The organism is Rhodococcus sp. IEGM 1370, from assembly GCF_033142325.1.
Taxonomy (GTDB): Bacteria; Actinomycetota; Actinomycetes; order Mycobacteriales; family Mycobacteriaceae; genus Rhodococcoides.
In genome coordinates, this window is record NZ_JAWLRY010000002.1 from 421,040 (window position 1) to 440,123 (window position 19,084).

Annotated in this window: 15 protein-coding genes and 1 riboswitch; of the genes, 12 read left to right on the top strand and 3 right to left on the bottom strand. The window is 65.7% G+C overall.

Annotation, left to right across the window (positions count from 1 at the left end):
- Window positions 1-38 precede the first annotated feature (38 nt).
- The 11 genes from mqo to R4P47_RS05235 all read left to right on the top strand — a co-directional run bounded on the left by mqo (window position 39) and on the right by R4P47_RS05235 (window position 13,887).
- Window positions 39-1,559 carry a malate dehydrogenase (quinone) gene (gene mqo, locus R4P47_RS05185; RefSeq protein ID WP_283346993.1) on the top strand — a complete coding sequence of 507 codons (1,521 nt, stop codon included), beginning with the start codon at window positions 39-41 and terminating at the stop codon, window positions 1,557-1,559.
- Between the two features lie 11 nt (window positions 1,560-1,570).
- Window positions 1,571-2,047 (top strand): GNAT family N-acetyltransferase, encoded by a 477-nt coding sequence (locus R4P47_RS05190; protein ID WP_068050238.1) that lies wholly within the window; start codon window positions 1,571-1,573, stop codon window positions 2,045-2,047.
- A gap of 51 nt (window positions 2,048-2,098) precedes the next feature.
- Window positions 2,099-2,250: riboswitch (cobalamin riboswitch) on the top strand.
- Between the two features lie 40 nt (window positions 2,251-2,290).
- On the top strand, window positions 2,291-4,246 hold the full coding sequence (locus R4P47_RS05195; protein ID WP_188078636.1) for a magnesium chelatase subunit D family protein: 1,956 nt from the start codon (window positions 2,291-2,293) through the stop codon (window positions 4,244-4,246).
- Window positions 4,247-4,257: 11 nt separating this feature from the next.
- Window positions 4,258-4,878 carry a cob(I)yrinic acid a,c-diamide adenosyltransferase gene (gene cobO, locus R4P47_RS05200; RefSeq protein WP_149405980.1) on the top strand — a complete coding sequence of 207 codons (621 nt, stop codon included), beginning with the start codon at window positions 4,258-4,260 and terminating at the stop codon, window positions 4,876-4,878.
- The gene (locus tag R4P47_RS05205; protein WP_317784192.1) at window positions 4,872-6,266 is read left to right on the top strand and encodes a cobyrinate a,c-diamide synthase; all 1,395 of its coding nucleotides are present in this window, start codon (window positions 4,872-4,874) and stop codon (window positions 6,264-6,266) included. Before cobO ends, R4P47_RS05205 begins: the two co-directional genes overlap by 7 nt.
- 13 nt (window positions 6,267-6,279) lie before the next feature.
- Window positions 6,280-6,666 carry a cobalamin biosynthesis protein gene (locus tag R4P47_RS05210; protein ID WP_188078634.1) on the top strand — a complete coding sequence of 129 codons (387 nt, stop codon included), beginning with the start codon at window positions 6,280-6,282 and terminating at the stop codon, window positions 6,664-6,666.
- Window positions 6,667-6,668: 2 nt separating this feature from the next.
- Window positions 6,669-7,685, top strand: a complete 1,017-nt coding sequence (locus tag R4P47_RS05215; protein ID WP_149405978.1) for a zinc-binding alcohol dehydrogenase family protein — start codon at window positions 6,669-6,671, stop codon at window positions 7,683-7,685.
- A 57-nt stretch (window positions 7,686-7,742) separates the two neighbouring features.
- Entirely contained in the window at window positions 7,743-9,410 is a 1,668-nt protein-coding gene (locus R4P47_RS05220; RefSeq protein WP_283346989.1) for an alkaline phosphatase D family protein, read from the top strand.
- 52 nt (window positions 9,411-9,462) lie between these two features.
- Window positions 9,463-11,145 (top strand): ATP-binding cassette domain-containing protein, encoded by a 1,683-nt coding sequence (locus tag R4P47_RS05225; protein ID WP_317784193.1) that lies wholly within the window; start codon window positions 9,463-9,465, stop codon window positions 11,143-11,145.
- Window positions 11,112-12,392 carry a uroporphyrinogen-III C-methyltransferase gene (cobA, locus tag R4P47_RS05230; protein ID WP_317784194.1) on the top strand — a complete coding sequence of 427 codons (1,281 nt, stop codon included), beginning with the start codon at window positions 11,112-11,114 and terminating at the stop codon, window positions 12,390-12,392. Before R4P47_RS05225 ends, cobA begins: the two co-directional genes overlap by 34 nt.
- Before the next feature lie 7 nt (window positions 12,393-12,399).
- A complete protein-coding gene (locus R4P47_RS05235; protein ID WP_283347160.1) occupies window positions 12,400-13,887 on the top strand; it encodes an MFS transporter in 1,488 nt (495 codons plus the stop codon).
- Here R4P47_RS05235 and mgtE read toward each other — a convergent pair whose 3' ends face one another.
- From mgtE to yaaA, 3 genes are read right to left on the bottom strand one after another with little or no spacing between them, the layout of a single operon-like run.
- A complete protein-coding gene (gene mgtE, locus R4P47_RS05240; RefSeq protein ID WP_269593644.1) occupies window positions 13,888-15,234 on the bottom strand; it encodes a magnesium transporter in 1,347 nt (448 codons plus the stop codon).
- Between the two features lie 42 nt (window positions 15,235-15,276).
- Window positions 15,277-16,488 carry a DUF2786 domain-containing protein gene (locus tag R4P47_RS05245; protein WP_269593645.1) on the bottom strand — a complete coding sequence of 404 codons (1,212 nt, stop codon included), beginning with the start codon at window positions 16,486-16,488 and terminating at the stop codon, window positions 15,277-15,279.
- Window positions 16,485-17,228: a peroxide stress protein YaaA gene (gene yaaA, locus R4P47_RS05250; RefSeq protein WP_317784195.1), complete on the bottom strand. Its 744-nt coding sequence runs from the start codon at window positions 17,226-17,228 to the stop codon at window positions 16,485-16,487. The genes R4P47_RS05245 and yaaA overlap by 4 nt, the downstream gene beginning before the upstream one ends.
- 69 nt (window positions 17,229-17,297) lie before the next feature.
- Between yaaA and R4P47_RS05255 the strand changes: the two genes are divergently transcribed.
- Entirely contained in the window at window positions 17,298-19,049 is a 1,752-nt protein-coding gene (locus R4P47_RS05255) for a proline--tRNA ligase (RefSeq protein ID WP_317532396.1), read from the top strand.
- Window positions 19,050-19,084 lie beyond the last annotated feature (35 nt).

Consider the following 19,084-nt stretch of genomic DNA (forward strand, 5'->3'; position numbering starts at 1 on the left):
CGGCCGAGACCTCCACAGACAAGGAAGTCGATTCGCCAGTGTCCAAAGATGAGCAGGGTAAGCGGATCAAGACCGACGTCGTTCTGGTCGGTGCCGGAATCATGAGCGCCACCCTCGGTGCGCTGCTCCGTCAGCTCGAGCCGAACTGGTCGATCGACGTCTACGAGCGGCTCGACGCGGCCGCGGCCGAGAGCAGCGACGCGTGGAACAACGCTGGCACCGGCCACTCGGCACTGTGCGAACTGAACTACACGCCGCAGAACAAGGACGGCAGCGTCGATATCGCCAAGGCGCTCAACGTCAACGAGCAGTTCCAGGTGTCGCGTCAGTTCTGGGCACACGGCATCGAGACCGGTGTGCTCTCCGACGCCAAGAACTTCATCAATCCCATTCCGCACGTGAGCTTCGTGCACGGGGCCGAGAACGTGAAGTACCTGCGTGCCCGGTACGAGGCGCTCGTGGGCAACCCGTTGTTCGCAGGCATGGAGTACATCGACTCCAAGGACGAGTTCTCGGCGCGACTGCCGTTGATGGCCAAGGGCCGTGACTTCTCCGATCCCGTGGCCCTGAACTGGAGTCAGGAAGGCACCGACGTCGACTTCGGTGCGCTCACCAAGCAGCTGCTGAACTACCTGTCGTCCGCGGGCGGCACCGTGCACTTCGGACACGATGTGCGCAACATCACCAAGCAGTCCGACGGCAGCTGGGACGTCAAGGTCGCCAACCAGCGCACCGGCGTCAAGAAGACCGTCAACGCCAAGTTCGTTTTCGTCGGCGCAGGCGGCGGCGCACTGCACCTGCTGCAGAAGTCCGGAATCGCGGAGATCAAGGGATTCGGCGGCTTCCCGGTCAGCGGCGAGTGGTTGCGGTGCACCGATCCAGCTCTGATCGAGCAGCACTCGGCCAAGGTGTACGGCAAGGCTTCGGTCGGTGCTCCGCCGATGTCGGTCCCGCACCTCGACACCCGCGTGATCAACGGCCAGCAGGGTCTGCTGTTCGGCCCGTACGCCGGCTGGTCGCCCAAGTTCCTCAAGCAGGGCAAGATCACCGACCTGCCCAGCTCGGTGAAGCCCGGAAACCTGATGTCGATGCTCGGGGTCGGCGTGACCGAACTCGGACTCGTCAAGTACCTGGTCAGTGAACTGGCTCAGTCGCAAGCAGATCGTGTCGAGACGCTGCGCGAGTTCGCGCCCTCGGTGCTCGGCGAGAACTGGGAGCTGGTCACCGCGGGTCAGCGCGTCCAGGTGATCCGCAAGAAGGGTCGCGGCGGTGTGCTCGAGTTCGGCACCGCTGTGGTCAACGCAGCGGACGGCACCATCGCCGGACTGCTCGGTGCCTCTCCCGGCGCATCCACCGCCGTTCCGGCCATGCTGGACGTGCTGCAGCGGTGCTTCGGGGACAAGTACGACGCGTGGCAGCCCAAGCTCAAGGAAATGGTCCCGTCGCTGGGGGTCAAGCTGGCGCAGAACAGCTCGTTGTTCGACGAGGTCTGGGGCTGGACGTCCAAGACACTGCAACTGGAAAATGCTCGTGAGCTCGCACAGCCCACGGGTGTGTGATAGCAAAAGGTATGAATACGCAAGCAGCAGCTCTCAAACGATCATGGGCACTAGACCTGTCCAACAGCACGTTGTACGACCTGTTGAAGCTGCGTGTCGAGGTGTTCGTGGTCGAGCAGGCGTGTGCGTACCCGGAGTTGGACGGGCGTGACCTGCTGACCGAGACACGGCACTTCTGGCTCGAACGGGACGGCGAAGTGGTGTGCACACTCCGCCTGCTCGAGGAGCACGACGACGGCGAGAAGGCGTTCCGTATCGGCCGGCTCTGCACGCAGCGCTCGGCCAGGGGACAGGGCCACACCACGCGAATTCTGCGGGCCGCGCTTGCCGAGGTCGGTTCGGCCCCCTGCCGTATCAACGCTCAGAGCTACCTCGTAGACATGTACGCCAAGCACGGCTTCCTGCCGGACGGCGAGGAAGTTCTCGAGGACGGCATCCCGCACACGCCGATGCGTCGGGGTGGCGGCACCGCCTGGAGCGAGAGCTGACCTCCCTGTAGTACGAGAAGAACGAATGCCACACACGGCCCTACCGTGTGTGGCATTCGTTCGTTCGGCGGTAGTGTTCCGTTCGAAGTCGGTCGCGGAGAAGTCCTGTGTCAATCAGGCGCGGTCCCGCCACTGTGTTCAGGAGAATCTTCGCTCGAGGAGATTCCCCTGTCAGCCAGATCGCCGCTCGGCTTCGCGTATCTCGACCGAACGTCCGGCGCGGAACTCCGGGCACGAAGGGAATTGGCTGTGCAGCGAAGTGGGAGTGTTCCCGAACCGGGATATCCGTTCAGTGCGATCGTCGGTCAGGATCAGCTGAGGTTGTCGCTGATTCTGTGTGCCGTGCACCCCGGTATCGGCGGTGTACTGGTGCGAGGAGAGAAGGGCACCGCGAAATCGACGGTGGTGCGCGCACTCGCGGCACTGCTGCCCGCCGTGCAGGACGAGGACGGCTCGCGTCCGGCGAAGCTCGTCGAACTTCCGGTGGGGGCAACCGAGGATCGAGTGGTGGGGTCCATCGACCTCGAGAAGGTTCTGCGCGACGGCGAACGTGCGTTTCAACCCGGTCTGCTCGCGGCTGCGCACCGTGGAGTGCTCTACGTCGACGAAGTGAATCTGCTGCACGATCACCTGGTCGACGTATTGCTCGACGCGGCCGCGATGGGGCGGGTGCATGTCGAACGTGACGGTGTCTCTCATTCCCACCCAGCGCAATTCGTTCTCGTGGGCACGATGAATCCCGAAGAGGGCGAGCTTCGCCCGCAGCTGCTCGACCGGTTCGGTCTGGCAGTGGAGGTGACGGCGTCGCGGGACGTGGACGTTCGCATGAACGTCGTCCGCCGCCGGATGAACTACGAGCGTGACCCGCACGCATTCGCCGCCGAGTACCGCAACGAGGACATCGCAGTGGCCGAGCAGATTCTGGCCGCCCGAAAGATTCTCGACGATGTGGTGTTGAGCGACAAGGAACTTCGGCGTATCGCCGCGCTCTGCGCATCCTTCGACGTCGACGGTATGCGCGCCGATCTTGTGCTCGCTCGCACCGCATCCGCCCACGCCGCCTGGCGAGGCGCAAGCGACGTGGCCGAGGAAGACGTGCGGATTGCCGCCGAACTGGCGCTGCCGCACCGGCGTCGGCGCGATCCCTTCGACGAGCCGGGCATCGACGACAAGCAACTGGACGACGCCATGCGGGACGCGGCCGAACAGGCCGAGCAGCAGCCGGATCCGGATCCCGACCCCGACGGCGGTGGGGGAGCTCCCGATCCCGAGGCTCCCGACGATGCCTCCCAGTCCCAACCCTCCGATACGCAGCCCTCCGACACACAGTCCTCCGATTCGCACGAGGATTCGGCGCAACCACCGCCGCCCTCGGGTACCGGCAGTGAGAAACAGGCAGGTACTCCGGGAGCACAGTTCAGAGCACGGTTGCTCGAGGTTCCCGGAGTGGGCGAGGGTGCGCCTGGTCGACGCTCGCGGTCACGGTCCGCGCACGGACGATCGGTACGTCCCACCGTCGAGGCGGGCAAGGGCCTGCACCTGGTGGGCACCCTGTTCGCCGCGGCCGAGCAGCAGGTCGTCCGCGGCCGCACCTCCGGCCGGTTGAAGCTCGAGCCTGCGGATCTGCGGGGCGCGATCAAGGAGGGACGCGAGGGCAACCTCATCGTCTTCGTCGTCGATGCCTCGGGTTCGATGGCTGCGCGAGATCGACTGTCCGCGGTGACCGGTGCGGTGCTCTCGCTGCTGCGCGATGCGTATCAGCGCCGCGACAAGGTTGCGGTGATCACCGTGCGCGGCACGGAAGCCGAAACGGTGTTGCCGCCGACGTCGTCGGTGGACGTGGCCGTGACCCGGTTGCGGAAGATGAAGACCGGTGGCAGATCGCCACTGGCGCAGGGCTTTCTGAAGGCACGGGAACTCGTTCTGCGAGAGCGTGTTCGAGATCCACTGCGCCGCGCTCTGGTCGTCGCGCTGACCGACGGCCGTGCCACCGGAGGCACCGATCCCGTCGGCCGGGCCCGAATCGCCGCGGGACGTATCGCGTCGGACAAGATCGCCTCCGTCGTCGTCGACTGCGAATCGGGAATGGTGCGCCTCGGGCTCGCTGCCGATTTCGCGACGTGCCTCGGCGGCGGTTACGTGGCGCTGGCGGATCTGTCGGCGGAGCAGGTCGCCGCCGTCGTTCGCGCAGCGGCGTAGGGGGGTTCGCGATGCCTCAGGGTGTACCGGCTCCCGGAACCGTTCCGCAGGACGGCCTCACGACGCGTCAGCGCCGCAATCTGCCCGTGCTTGCCGTGCATACCGGGCCGGGCAAGGGAAAATCGACGGCCGCTTTCGGAATGGCGCTACGGGCCTGGAATCAAGGTTTCGACGTCGGAGTGTTCCAGTTCGTCAAGAGTGCCAAGTGGAAGGTCGGCGAAGAAGCGGCGTTTCGCACACTCGGCGAACTGCACGAGAGCACCGGGGTCGGCGGAGCCGTCGAATGGCACAAGATGGGCGAGGGCTGGTCGTGGACTCGGAAGAAGGGCAGCGACGTCGATCACGCCGAGGCCGCGGCTGAGGGCTGGCAGGAGATCGCCCGGCGAATCGAGCAGGAGTCACACCGTTTCTACGTGTTGGACGAGTTCACCTACCCACTCAAGTGGGGGTGGGTCGACGTCGCCGAGGTGGTCGATGTCCTGACCCGCCGACCGGGCAATCAGCACGTCGTCATCACCGGACGCGACGCGCCCCGTGAACTGATCGAGGCCGCGGACCTGGTCACCGAGATGGCCAAGGTCAAGCATCCGATGGACGCCGGACGCAAGGGTCAGCGAGGCATCGAATGGTGAACCAGTCCTGTCCCGCAGTGGTGATCGCGGCCCCCGCGTCGGGCAGCGGAAAGACGACGGTGGCCACCGGACTTATGGGCGCGCTGCGCAACGCCGGCCGCACCGTCGCACCGTTCAAGGTGGGTCCGGACTACATCGACCCCGGATATCACTCACTCGCGGCCGGTCTTCCGGGCCGCAATCTCGACGCCGTGATGGTCGGTGCTGACCGCATCGGGCCCCTGTTCCGACACGGCAGTCGGGGCTGCGACATCGCGGTCGTCGAGGGCGTCATGGGACTGTTCGACGGCAAGATCGACATGACCGGACCGGGGGAGGCCTCCGCCGAGGGATCGACCGCTCGGGTGGCCGCGATGCTCGGTGCCCCGGTGATCCTCGTGGTCGACTCCCGTGGACACAGTCAATCGCTTGCCGCTGTGCTGCACGGGTTCTCGACGTTCGACGCCAGCGTCCGCATCGGTGGTGTGATTCTCAATCGCGTCGGTAGTCAGCGGCACGAGGACGTGTTGCGTCAAGCGTGCGAACGGGTGGGTGTTCCGGTACTGGGCGCGTTGCCGCGCATGAGCGAACTGGTGGTCCCGTCGCGGCATCTGGGGTTGATCACCGCAGTCGAACACGGCGGTGCCGCAACCGATGCCGTCGACGCGATGAGCGCTCTCGTCTCGAAATTCGTCGACATCGAGGCAGTGAGCGCGCTGGCTCGATCGTCGATGACAGCGCCGCAGTGGTCCCCGGAGGACGAGGTAGGCACCTGCGAGGGATCGCCCGTCGTCGCGGTGGCCGGTGGCCCGGCATTCACCTTCGGATACACCGAGCACGTCGAACTGCTCCGCGCAGCGGGGGCCGACGTCGCCGTGTTCGATCCACTGCGTGACGGATTACCCACCGGCACAGCGGCAGTCGTTCTCCCCGGCGGATTCCCCGAGGAGCATGCGGCCGCGTTGGCGGCGAACGAACTGCTGTTGGCCGATATCAGGACGGCCGCGGCCAAGGGTTTGCCCATTCATGCCGAATGCGCCGGATTGCTGTATCTGGCAAGCCGATTGGACGGTCATGCCATGGCCGGGGTCGTCGACGTGGACGCGGAATTCGGAAACACCCTCACGCTGGGATACCGCGATGCGGTTGCCCTCGAATCGTCCACACTGTTCGATGCGGGCACCCGAGTCACCGGCCACGAGTTCCACCGAACGAAGCTCGTGGACGTGCGCGAGAGCGCCTCGGCCGCGTGGGGCTGGCACAAGCAGAGCCCCGACGGCAGAACTGCGGCGCGCGAGGGTTTCGTGCAGGGCGGGGTCCACGCGTCGTACCTGCACACCCATGCTGCGGGCAATCCCGGATCCATCACCCGGTTCGTTGCCGCCGCAGTCGACTACGCGCGAGTGTAGAGGGATCGCAAGAATGCGGGTCGTCGTCGGAATAGGTGCCCGAGCCGGCGTCGATTCCGCCGACGTCGAAGCGGCGATCTCGACGGTGCTGCAACCGGATTGGAGCGTCGAGGCGATCGCCTCCATCGACCGGAAAGCCGACCTGGTTGCTGCGGTGGCGTCGAGCATGGGGGTTCGGGGCGTGACGTACTCGGCGAGAGAACTGTCGACCGTCGTGACACCGACCGTGTCGGTTCGTGTGCTCGATGCCGTCGGATGCGCCAGCGTCGCCGAAGCAGCGGCACTGCTGGCCGGTCGTTCGACGAAGTTGACGGTACCCAGGTTCGGTCTGGACGGTGTCACCGTTGCCGTGGTCGAGCTCTGCCTTGACGGTGGACAGGGGGTTCGGGCCATCCTGTAGGTATGACCGAGACGATGAAAGCTGTTGCCTACACCCGCTCGCTTCCGATCGACGATCCTGCCAGCCTGACGGATGTGGTCCTCGACGTGCCCACTGTGCGCCCGCGAGACCTGCTGATCGAAGTGCGCGCCGTGTCGGTGAATCCGGTGGACGTCAAGGTCCGCGCCGGCAACGATCCGCAGGGCACCCCGAAGGTCCTCGGGTTCGACGCCGCCGGTGTGGTGCGCGCCGTCGGTGCCGACGTCACCATGTTCGCGCCCGGCGACGAGGTCTACTACGCGGGCGACATCGGCAGACCCGGAACGAACTCGCAGTTCCATGCAGTGGACGAACGCATCGTGGCGAAGAAGCCGACCACCCTCGATTTCGCACAGGCTGCGGCATTGCCGCTGACCGCGATCACTGCCTGGGAAGGTCTGTTCGACAAGCTCCGCATCACTGCCGAGACCACCGGAACGTTGCTGATGGTCGGTGCCACCGGTGGTGTGGGATCCGTTGTGATGCAGCTGGTTCGGGCCCTCGTTCCTGGCGTCCGCGTGATCGCGACGGCAGCGGACGAGGACGCCGTGGAGTGGGTCCGTTCTCTCGGTGCAGCCGAGGTGGTGAATCACCGGCGCGATCTTCGGGAGGAAGTAGGCCGAGTAGCGCCCGACGGCGTCGATTACGTGTTCACTGCTCATTCCTCCGGGCAGGTCGAGATCTACGCGGACCTGTTGACGCCGTTCGGTCAGATCGTGGCGATCGACGATCCGGAGACCCTCGACGTTCTGCCGCTCAAGACGAAGGCGATCTCGTGGCACTGGGAGTTCATGTTCGCGCGTCCGATGCACGACACGCCGGATCTGATTCGCCAGCACGAGTTACTGACCAGAGTGGCCGAGCTCGTCGATGCGGGTTCGGTGCGTACCACCGTCACGACGGTTCTGTCTCCGATCGATGCCGAGCAGCTGCGCGAAGCGCATCGGTTGGTCGAGACCGGCCACGTACGGGGAAAGGTTGTGATCGCAGCCCGCTCGTGAGGGCCGATCCGCGCCACTGACTGGCGAAAGCGGGCCGACGCAGGCAATGTGGATCCAATGACTTCCGACAGCCTTGTCCTACTCGGCCCGATCGTCCGGTACGTCGGCACCGAGACTGCGACCCTGTGGTTCGAGATGGCCGAATCGTCGACCGTATCGGTCGTGACCGACGTCGGCGTCCGCGCAGAAGAACGAACGTGGGGCGTGCACGGACACCACTATGCGCTGGTGCCACTCGAAGGTCTGCCCGCCAACTCTCCGGTGCACTACGAGGTGTTCGTCGACGAGCGTCGAGTGTGGCCGCCGGAGGGCCGCAGGGCCGCCATTCACACGGTCGACGCGCAGGGACCGGTGACGCTGGCATTCGGATCGTGTCGGCGAGGTGACAACTACAGCGACGAATCCTTGAAGGAGATCGGAGCCGACGCGTTGGCCGGGCTCGGGAACGCGCTGATCGAGGAGGACCCGAGCCGGTGGCCACAGGCCTTGCTGCTCCTCGGCGATCAGGTCTACGCCGACGATCCGTCGCCGGAAATCGTCGAACGGCTGCAGGCGCGGCGTCGGTCCGGCGAGGGTCCACGAAGTGCCGTCGGTACCGACGCGGAGAACGAGATCTGCGATTTCGAGGAGTACTCGTGGCTGTACCGAGAGTCCTGGGGACTCGAGCCGGTGCGGACACTGTTGGCGAGCATCCCGTCGTGCATGATCCTCGACGACCACGACCTGCGCGACGACTGGAATTCCTCCGCTTCCTGGCGTCGAGACATCGTGACGCGGCCCTGGTGGAACGACCGAGTGGTCGGCGCGTATTCGTCGTACTGGGTGTATCAGCACTTGGGCAACCTCTCACCCAAGGAGCTTGCGCAGGACGAGATGTATGCCGCGGTACGATCGGCCGCCAGTGACGCAGAGCGCGAGAAGTTGTTGTCCGACTTCGCTTTACGAGTCGACCGGCGGCCCGAGACCGGACGCTGGAGCTTCTACCGCGACTTCGGTGACACACGGCTGATCATGATCGATTCGCGCTGCTCTCGAAACCTGGATCCGGACAACAGAGAAATGGTCGACGAGAAGGAGTGGGCTTGGGTACGTGAACGCGCGCTCGAGACCACTCCGCGGCATCTGCTGTTCGGTTCGTCGTTGCCCTACCTCATGCTGCCCGCCCTGCACTACCTGGAACAGTGGAACGAGGCTGTGGCGCAGGGCAGTTGGGGGTCGATGTCGGCCAAGGTGGCCGAGAAGATGCGGATCGGTCTCGATCTCGAACACTGGGCCGCTTTCACCAACTCGTTCAACGACATGGCCGCTCTGACGCGTGAGCTCTCTCGCGGCGAGAACAAACCCGCCTCGATCATGTGGCTGTCCGGAGACGTGCACTGTTCCTACGTGGCGAACGCGGACTTCGGTGTCGGCGGGCGCGAGGTACCGGCCACGTATCAGCTCACCATGTCTCCGTTCCGCAATCCGCTCGATCTGCCGATTCGCGCGGTCAACAAGCTGGCCATCAAGCGTCCCGCCGCCCGAATTCTGTCGAAGCTGGCGCGCGCTGCCCACGTGGGCCCATCCGGTGTCGAATGGGAGGCCGAGGCCGGGCCATGGTTCGCCAACGGCGTCATGCTGCTGACTCTGCACGGCGACTCCGCCCGGTTGCGGGTGCACCATGCTCACGTCGACGATGCGGGCAAGCAGGTGCTCACCGAGACGTCGACCCTGGCCCTCGCCTAGCGAACGGTAAACGATTGGCCATAGCCGGGCCGATGAGGTTGGCTGGTTCGTTGTGGCCCACCTCGAACTCAACGACATCGTCTACTTCCTGCCCGACGGGCGGCAGTTGCTCAACGGTGTCGGGTTTCGTGTCGGCGACGGTGCCAAGACCGCCCTCATCGGGCCCAACGGAACCGGTAAGACCACGCTGACGCGCATCATCGCGGGTGACGAGACCCCCGACGAGGGATCGGTGTCGAGTTCGGGCTCGCTCGGAGTGATGCGGCAGTTCGTCGGCCAGCTACGCGACGACTCGACCGTGCGCGATCTGCTGCTGTCGGTTGCGTCCCCGGCCGTGCGGACGGCCGCCGCTGCCCTCGACACCGCCGAGAACACGATGATCGAGGTCGACGACGAGAAGACCCAGATGAAATACGCACAGGCCCTGTCGGATTGGGGCGATGTCGGCGGTTACGACCTCGAACCGTTCTGGGACAAGGTCACCACGGCGGCCCTCGGAATGCCGTTCGACCGCGCGAAGTGGCGCGCTGCATCGACCCTCAGTGGCGGTGAGCAGAAGCGCTTGGTGCTCGAAGCGTTGTTCGCCGGCACCGACAATCTGTTGCTTCTCGACGAACCGGACAACTACCTCGATGTGCCGGGCAAACGCTGGCTCGAAGCGACCATTCGTGATTCCGACAAGTCCGTTCTGTTCATCAGTCACGACCGGGAGCTCATCGCCAACGCCGCGAATCGGATCGTGACGCTGGAACCGGGCGTCAGCGGTGCCACTTCCTGGGTGCACGGCGGCGGGTTCGCGACGTATCACGCTGCGCGTGAGGACCGGAATGCTCGGCTCGACGAACTACGACGGCGGTGGGACGAGGAACTGGTCAAACTCCGGGCACTGGTGCTGCGTCTGCGAGAGAAGGCCAAGTTCAACGACGGGGTCGCTGCGCGCTATCACGCGTCCCAGACTCGATTGGCGAAGTTCGAGGAGGCCGGACCGCCGGAAGCGGTGCCGTTGAAGCAGCACGTCACCGTTCGTCTGCGCGGCGGCCGCACAGCCAAGCGCGCGTTGGTGTGTACGGCACTGGAACTGACCGGACTGATGAAGCCCTTCGACACCGAGATCTGGTACGGAGACCGCGTCGCCGTGCTGGGCTCCAACGGTTCCGGCAAATCGCACTTCCTGCGTTTGCTCGCCAACGGTGGAACCGATCCGGAGAAGGAGCACGAGCCGGTTCAGGAACTGGCACTCGATCCCGTTCCGCACGCCGGCACCGCGGTGCTCGGCGCCCGCGTTCGGCCCGGCCTGTTCGCGCAGACCCACACTCGGCCCGATCTCGCGGGCAACACACTCCTCGACATCCTGCACATGGGCAACGAACACCGCGACGGCATGGGCCGGGAGGCCGCAGGCCGGGCACTGGACCGTTACGGTCTGGCCCGAGCCGCCGAACAGTCCTACGACAATCTTTCCGGTGGCCAGCAGGCGCGCGTACAGATTCTGCTGCTCGAACTCTCCGGGGCCACCCTGTTGCTGCTGGACGAGCCGACCGACAACCTCGACCTGATGTCCGCCGACGCACTCGAAGACGCCATCGCCGCGTTCGACGGCACCGTCATCGCCGTGACCCACGACCGCTGGTTCGCGCGCAGCTTCGACCGATTCCTCGTGTTCGGCAGCACCGGTCAGGCCTACGAATCGAACGAGCCCGTATGGGACGAGAAGCGGGTGCAGCGCGCGCGGTAGCGTTTCCTCTCGTGAACGCGACTGACTCTCCCTATCTGGTCGGCCTCAATCTGGAAGGTCGACGCGTCGTCGTGGTCGGTGGCGGCACCGTCGCGCAGCGCCGATTGCCGCTGCTCATCTCCTGCGGTGCCGTGGTTCACGTCATCACTCGGGAGGCCACGCCCGCTGTGGAGGCGATGGCAACTGCCGGTCAGGTGACCATGGAGTTGCGTGACTATCGCGTGGGCGACCTCGCCGACGCCTGGTACGCCGTCGCGTGCACCGACGAGGCCGCGACCAACATCGCCATCGTCGCCGAGGCCACCGCGTCCAAGATCTTCTGTGTGCGAGCCGACATCGCCAAGGACGGCACCGCGGTCACCCCGGCGTCCGCCGAATGGGACGGGCTGACCCTCGGAGTGCTCGCCGGCGGTGAGCACCGTCGATCGGCCGCGGTACGCAATGCCGTCATAGAAGCCCTGCAGTCCGGTGTGGTCGCCGACTCGGACCGTGCGCCGTTGACGGGCGTCGCGCTGGTCGGTGGCGGACCCGGCGATCCGGACCTCATCACCGTCCGCGGGCGCAGGCTGCTCGCCTATGCCGATGTCGTGGTGGCCGATCGGCTCGCGCCGCCCGAGCTGCTGGCCGAACTGGGCCCGCACGTGGAGGTCATCGATGCCTCGAAGATTCCGTACGGCCGCGCGATGGCGCAGGAGGCGATCAACCAGGCGCTGATCGACGGGGCGAAGGCAGGCAAGTTCGTCGTCCGACTCAAGGGCGGCGACCCCTACGTGTTCGGTAGGGGATACGAAGAACTCGAAGCGCTCGCTGCCGAGGGAATTCCGGTCACCGTGGTGCCCGGCATCACCAGCGCCATTTCGGTGCCCTCGTCCGCCGGGATCCCGGTGACGCATCGCGCCGTCACCCACGAGTTCGTCGTTGTCAGCGGCCACGTGGCACCCGACCATCCCGATTCGCTCGTCGACTGGGACGCGTTGGCCAAACTCAAGGGCACCATCGTCCTGCTCATGGCCGTCGAACGGATCGGGCAGTTCGCCGACGTACTCATCGCGGGCGGCCGGGCGTCCGCTACCCCGGTCATCGTCGTACAGGAGGGCACCATGCGTACTCAGCGCGAGGTTCGAGCGACGTTGAGCACCGTCGCCGACGCCGTTCGCGAAGCGGGGATCAGGCCTCCCGCGATCGTCGTTATCGGGACCGTTGCCGGTTTCTCTGTGCACGCCGGTAACGTGAAGACTCGTGCCTGAGTCCTCGATGTCCGATACGTCCACCACCGAGATCAAATACCCGGTGACGACCAGAGCATTCGGGTTGGCGATCATCGTCCTGAGTGGTCTGCAGTTGATGGTGGTGCTCGACGGCACCGTGGCCAATCTGGCACTTGCTCCGTTGCAGGCGGATCTGGGCCTTTCCGATGCCGGACGCAACTGGGTGCTCACGTCATATGCCCTCGCCTTCGGCGGGCTCATGCTCCTCGGCGGCAGACTCGGTGACGCATTCGGTCGCAAGAAGATGTTCCTGGCCGGCGTCGTGCTGTTCACCATCGCATCCCTGCTGTGCGGGCTCGCGGTCAACGAGGCGACGCTGGTAGCGGCGCGCGCGCTCCAGGGCGTCGGAGCCGCGGTGGCGTCGCCCACGGCGTTCGCGTTGGTGGCGACCACCTTCGCGCCGGGCCCGGTACGAAACCAGGCCATCGCGATCTACGCGGCCATGACCGGTGTCGGCTCCATCGCAGGCCTGATCATCGGCGGTGCGCTGACCGAGGTGTCGTGGCGGTGGATCTTCCTGATCAACGTGCCGATCGGTGTCGTCATCGTGGTGCTCGCAGTCGTGTCTCTGCAGGAGACGGTGGGGGCAAAGCTACCGCTCGACGTGCCGGGAGCGATTCTGGCGACGCTCGGCTGCACCGGAGTGGTGCTCGCTCTGAGCGAGGGCACCGAACTCGGCTGGACCAATCCGATCGTCATCGTCTCGTTGATCGCCGGACTGCTCTTCCTCGGGCTGTTCCTGCTGGTCGAGCGCCGCGCCGACAATCCATTGCTGCCGTTCTCGCTGTTCGGCAGCCGAGACCGGGTGGCGACGTTCGTGGCCATCTTCTTCGCCGGTGGCGTGATGTTCTGCCTCGCCGCTTACGTGGCTCTGTTCGTCCAGGACATCCTGGGATACAGCCCGTTGCACGCGGGCCTGGCGTTCGTGCCGTTCGCCTTCGGACTCGGTGCCGCCGCATTCCTGGCCTCGCAGCTGGTGACGCGTATCGCCCCACGGTGGTTGATTCTGAGCGGTGCCGTCATCATGGTCGGGTGGCTGATGGTGTCGGTGGCGACGATGAACGCCGACTCGTCGTACTTCCCCGGACTGTTCTTCCCCGTCATCGGTATCGGATTCGGCGTCGGCCTGACGGTCGTGCCGCTTCCGCTGTGCGCCATCGCCGGAGTCAGCCCCACCGAGATCGGCCCGTTGACCGCCATCGCCCTGGTTGCTCAGACCCTCGGGGGGCCGCTGGCTCTCGCCGTGATCGGTGCGTTGGTCACCTCGCGAACCTTGTCTCTCGGTGGCATCTCCGGACCGGCGACGTTGATGAACGACAATCAGCTCGACGCGTTGAGCTCGGGCTACATGTTCGCGCTCTTCTGCTGCGCAGTCTGCGCCGTGGTGGCGGGAATCGCTGCTGTGTTCATTCGGTTCACCCCGGAGCAGGTCGCGCAGGCGCAGGCAGCTCAGGAAGATGCCCAAAAGGGCTGATCACACGCCCAGTACGGCCTTGGCGATGAGGAAGTAGACGATCAACCCCGTCGCGTCGCAGAAAGTGGAGATGAAGGGCGTCGAGAAGACCGCCGGGTCCACCCCGATCTTCTTCGCGATCAGCGGCATCGCACCGCCGACCGTGGCTGCGAGAGTGCAGATCGACAACAGCGTCGTACCGATGACGACCCCGAGGTGCCAGTCGTAGACGAGTCCGGCGATGACGAAGCCCAGGGTGCCGAGCATCGCACCCATCGTCGCGCCGACGCGAACCTCGCGAAACAACACGGCGGCGATGTCGCGCGGTCGCACGTCGCCCAGTGCGAGTGCCCGCGTGACAGTGGTCGCGGCCTGCGAGCCGGTGTTGCCGCCGGTTCCGGTCAGCAGCGGAATGAACAGCGCGAGAGTGACGACTGCGGCGAGTGCGTGCTCGAAGATCTCGAGAACCTGCACCGTGAGGATGGCCGACAGCGCCAACACCAGCAACCACACCACGCGCGAGCGAACGATGGACAGCACCGGCGTCGACAGATACGGCCGGCGCAGCGGCTCCGAGCCACCGGCGCGGGCGGCGTCCTCGTCCTCGGCTTCCTCCAGGATTCGTGAGGACTGCTCCAGTGTGAGAATGCCGATCAGTCGTTTCTCGGAATCGACCACCACCACCGCAGGACTGCGGTGCTCGAAGCACAGTCGTGCGGCCTCCTCCGCCGACGAATCGGCCTCGACCACAGGATGATCCGAATACAGGTCGCCGACCGGGGTGCTCGGTGCCGCGGTCGCCAGATCGGCGAGGGTCACCACCCCCAGCAGAGTTCGGTCATCGTCGGTGATCGGCAACAGGTACACCGACTCGGCGTCCGAGCCGGTGCGCCGCACGGCGACGAGTGCGTCGGCGGCTGTCGCTGCAGTCCGCAGTCGAACGAACTCCGGGCTCATCCGGCGGCCGACCGACCCGCGGTCGTACCCCAGCATGGGCGCGGTGAGTGCGCGCTCGTCGGGAGACAGGCCCACCAGCAGCCGATGCGCGACATTGGAGGGGAGTTCGTCGAGCAGCTCGACGCGGTCGTCCGGGTCGAGATCCTCGAACAGCGCGATCACGTCGTCGCTGCGCAGACTCTCGAACAACTCGCCGCGAACGGTGGCGTCGAATCTCTCGAAGGCCGTCACGGCCTCGTCCTTGGGCAGCAGACGAAACAACACCGCGCGTCGAGACGAGTCGACCCGCTCGAGCATGCGCACCGCATCGGTCGTCGACAGCTCACCCATCAGAGTGGACAGGGCGGCCATGTCACGGGCGGTGAGGAGTTCGGACGTTCGCGTCATGATGTCGTCGAGAGTTTCCGGCACGGAACCATTTTGCCTTGCGGATCGACAGTCGACTCCCACACCTCAGCGCGAGAGATCGGCCCGATCCGCCGCAGCCTGGCCCGAATCCCATCCCTCGGCGTCCAGGCGTGGGCCGCGCATCGGCTTCGCCGTCGGGAACAGTCGATCGAATTCGGCTTCGACGGCGACGGTCTGAGCGGCGAGTATCGGTAGTAGATCACCGGATTCGTGACTCGCCTCCTCGAGGGCGTTCGCATCGGCGTCGGTGAGGCGGTCTCCGATTCGGACGGCGTACGCGTACAGGAATGCCTTGCCGAACGCCGCCGATCCGGCCTTCTTGCGCTTCTTCGCCTGCGGTGAATGCCCGAGGGCGCGTGTGGCCTGAACGAGCAGAGAGGTGAACAGCAACTCGGTCTGTTCCACGTCCACCGGCGCTCCGACCAGGGTTGCGACGGCGAACTCCTGGTCCCAGATCGCTTTGACTCGGTTGGCGGTTCCGACGACGTGCAACAGCTGCGCCTTGGCCGGGGCATGCGGGCCGTCGACATGAACGCGTCGGCCGTGAATATCGATGTGGCCCTGCGAGAGCAACATGGTGTCGATGGAGTAGCGCGTCATCAACTCCTGGGCTTTGGCCGTCAGCGTCTCGGCCTCCTCCTCGAAGTCCGTGGCGTCGGCCTTGGCCAGTAGGCCGCGAATCTTGCTCAGCATCTTGGTGTTCGGGGAGTCGGAGCCGGCGACACCGGTCACCGTAGGACGAGTGCGCGGCCACTGGGACGGCTTCGGGCCGAGCTGAGGCCAACGGGGGAGTGTCTGCCATCGACCGAGCAGGGTGAGTACGTCGAGCCACTGATCACTGGCCGCGATGTAATCGGTCTTACCGGAAGAGGTCAGGTACGCGGTCAGGAAATCGGGCGTGGCCTCGACCCGGGCCGCAACCTTCGGGAACTGCTCGCAGATCGTGGACATCTGATCCACCCAGTCCTGTGGAGCCCGCGAGTCCGCGTCGGCGAGATCGGCCTGATGCAGCAGTACCGCGGCAGCGAGATCGGCCACTGCCACCGTGTGCTGACGCCGCACGACGTGCACCAGATCCATGGGCTGCCAGCCGTTTTCGTACAACGTCTCGATCATGTTCGTCAGCGCGCGAGAGCCGAGTTCGGTCGCGTCCATCGAGACCAGTCGATCTGCGACGTCGTCGGCGACGCGTTGGCTCTTGGTCTTGCCGACCGAGGCGTCGGCGCCGCGGCGGAGCAGTCCAGGAATCTCGCTCATTCGGTGAGCACGATCAATTCGGTACTCGATGCCACTTCGACTCGCAGTCCGGCCTTGGACGCCACGCGCGCAACGGCTTTCACGTCCTTCGGCTCGGCGGTGGTCAGAGTCAACGCGCGTGCCAGCAGGCCCTTGTGGTGCTTGTTGAAGTGGCTCACCACCGAACGGGTGCCGTCGGGCTTCTCGGTGAGCACCGTGGCGGTGATCGCACCGGGGACGGGACCGAGCTGCTGGTAGGTGCCGGATCGGAGGTCGACGACGATCCCCTCGTCCTCGGCGTCGATGGCGTCGGAGAGTTCGGGCTTCCAGTGTGAGCGCAGGGTGCCGAAATTCGGAACGGTCGATCCACCGGAGAGTCGGTAGTACGGAATCGGGTCGCAGGCACGGACGGCTCCGAACAGGGCCGAGCCGATCCACAGCCGCGCGTCCGCTCGGGCGCGACCGGCCCGAGTGAACGACGCCGCATCGAGGGCGTCGTAGAGCACGCCGGTGTACCGATGCAGCGCAGGTGCGGTCGGTGAGGTCCACACTCGGGCGTTGCGTTCGATCTCGTCCTTCTGGGTGGGGCCCAGGCCGAGCGCCGCGATCGATGCATCGACGTCGCCGGCGAGTTCCACCAGCGCGTCGGCGAGCTTTCGGCGGAGCGGTGTCAACGTGGGCAACGACAGTCGGTCCAGATCGAGAGGTGCTCCGGAACCGCCGTCGGACTTCGTCTCGGAGGGAGGCAGCAGAATCAGCACGGGCACGAGGCTACTCACTGTACGGCCGCCTGCTCACAGGCACTGCGTGAGCGACTAGTCTGACAACCCGTGATCACCCGTCTTTCGCAGTTGTTCCTTCGTACCCTTCGCGACGACCCCGCCGACGCCGAGGTCGACAGCCACAAGCTGTTGGTCCGCGCCGGCTATGTCCGTCGTATCGCGCCTGGCGTCTACTCCTGGTTGCCGCTGGGTCTGCGGGTGCTGCGGCAGGTCGAGCGTGTCGTGCGCGAGGAGATGAACGCCATCGGTGCGCAGGAGATTTCTCTGCCCGCACTGCTGCCGCGCGAGCCGTACGAGACCACCAATCGGTGGACCGAATACGGCGACGCGCTGTTTCGGCTGCAGGACCGCAAGGGCAACGACATGCTGCTCGGTCCCACCCACGAGGAATTGTTCGCGTTGACGGTCAAGGCCGAATACAACTCGTACAAGGACCTGCCGGTCACGCTGTATCAGATTCAGACCAAGTACCGCGACGAGGAACGTCCCCGCGCCGGCATTCTGCGTGGCCGCGAGTTCGTGATGAAGGACTCGTACTCCTTCGACATGGACGAGGACGGACTGAAGAAGTCCTACGCCGCCCACCGCGAGGCGTACCAGCGCATCTTCGCCCGCCTCGGTGTCAGCTACGTCATCGTCGCCGCGACGTCCGGTGCCATGGGAGGCAGTGCCTCCGAGGAATTCCTGGCCGAGAGTGACATCGGCGAGGACACCTACGTGCGCTGCATCGAATCGGGATACGCGGCCAACGTCGAGGCCGTCACCACTCCGGCACCGGCGCCGCTGCCCATCGAGGGGCAGCCGGCCGCCGTCGACCACGAGACCGGCGACACCCCGACCATCGCGACCCTGGTGGAGTGGGCCAACTCCGCGGATCTCGGACGCACCGTCACCGGCGCGGACACGCTCAAGAACATTCTGCTCAAGGTGCGCAACGCAGAAGGGGAATGGGAACTGCTCGCCGTCGGTCTGCCCGGTGACCGAGAGGTCGACGAGAAGCGCCTCGAAGCGTCCCTGGAGCCTGCCGAGTTCGCCCTGTTGACCGACGCGGACTTCGCTGCCAATCCGTTCCTCGTCAAGGGGTACATCGGGCCCCGCGCGTTGCAGGCCAACGGTGTTCGCTATCTCGTCGACCCGAGGGTCGTCGACGGAACGTCGTGGATCACCGGCGCGGACGTCAAGGGCAAGCACGTGGTGAACCTGGTCGCCGGTCGCGATTTCGTTCCCGACGGCACCATCGAAGCAGCCGAGGTGCGCGACGGCGACATGTCTCCCGACGGTCGCGGCCCGCTCGTCAGTGCTCGCGGAATCGAGATCGGGCACATCTTCCAGCTCGGCTACAAGTACACCGATGCGTTCTCGGTCGACGTCCTCGGTGAGACCGGCAAGCCGGTTCGCCTGACTCAGGGTTCGTACGGTGTGGGCGTCTCCCGTCTGGTCGCCGTGATCGCCGAGCAGATGCACGACGACAAGGGTCTGCGATGGCCGTCGGAGGTTGCGCCCGCCGATGTCCATCTGGTGATCGCCAACAAGGACGACGCGGCTCGCGCCGGTGCGGAATCGATTGCGACACAACTCGATACGCAGGGAATCGAGGTGCTCTTCGATGATCGCAAGGCCTCACCAGGAGTGAAGTTCAAGGACTCGGAACTGATCGGCGTCCCGCTGGTGGTCGTTCTCGGCCGTGGCTGGGCCGACGGCAAGGTCGAGATTCGCGATCGCTTCTCCGGTGAGAGTCGCGAGCTGGACATCGACTCGGCGGTCGGGGAGATCGTGAAGGCCGTGCGCCGCACTCCGTAGAGGAGTCTCGCGATCTCTCTGCGCGGTTGTTTACC

Excerpts from the sequence above, each read along its gene's own strand:
- R4P47_RS05190 (WP_068050238.1), top strand. The coding sequence starts at position 1,571 with ATGAATACGCAAGCAGCAGCTCTCAAACGATCATGGGCACTAGACCTG.
- cobO (WP_149405980.1), top strand. The coding sequence starts at position 4,258 with ATGCCTCAGGGTGTACCGGCTCCCGGAACCGTTCCGCAGGACGGCCTC.
- R4P47_RS05205 (WP_317784192.1), top strand. The coding sequence starts at position 4,872 with ATGGTGAACCAGTCCTGTCCCGCAGTGGTGATCGCGGCCCCCGCGTCG.
- R4P47_RS05210 (WP_188078634.1), top strand. The coding sequence starts at position 6,280 with ATGCGGGTCGTCGTCGGAATAGGTGCCCGAGCCGGCGTCGATTCCGCC.
- R4P47_RS05215 (WP_149405978.1), top strand. The coding sequence starts at position 6,669 with ATGACCGAGACGATGAAAGCTGTTGCCTACACCCGCTCGCTTCCGATC.
- R4P47_RS05220 (WP_283346989.1), top strand. The coding sequence starts at position 7,743 with ATGACTTCCGACAGCCTTGTCCTACTCGGCCCGATCGTCCGGTACGTC.
- cobA (WP_317784194.1), top strand. The coding sequence starts at position 11,112 with ATGGGACGAGAAGCGGGTGCAGCGCGCGCGGTAGCGTTTCCTCTCGTG.
- R4P47_RS05235 (WP_283347160.1), top strand. The coding sequence starts at position 12,400 with ATGTCCGATACGTCCACCACCGAGATCAAATACCCGGTGACGACCAGA.
- R4P47_RS05245 (WP_269593645.1), bottom strand. The coding sequence starts at position 16,488 with ATGAGCGAGATTCCTGGACTGCTCCGCCGCGGCGCCGACGCCTCGGTC.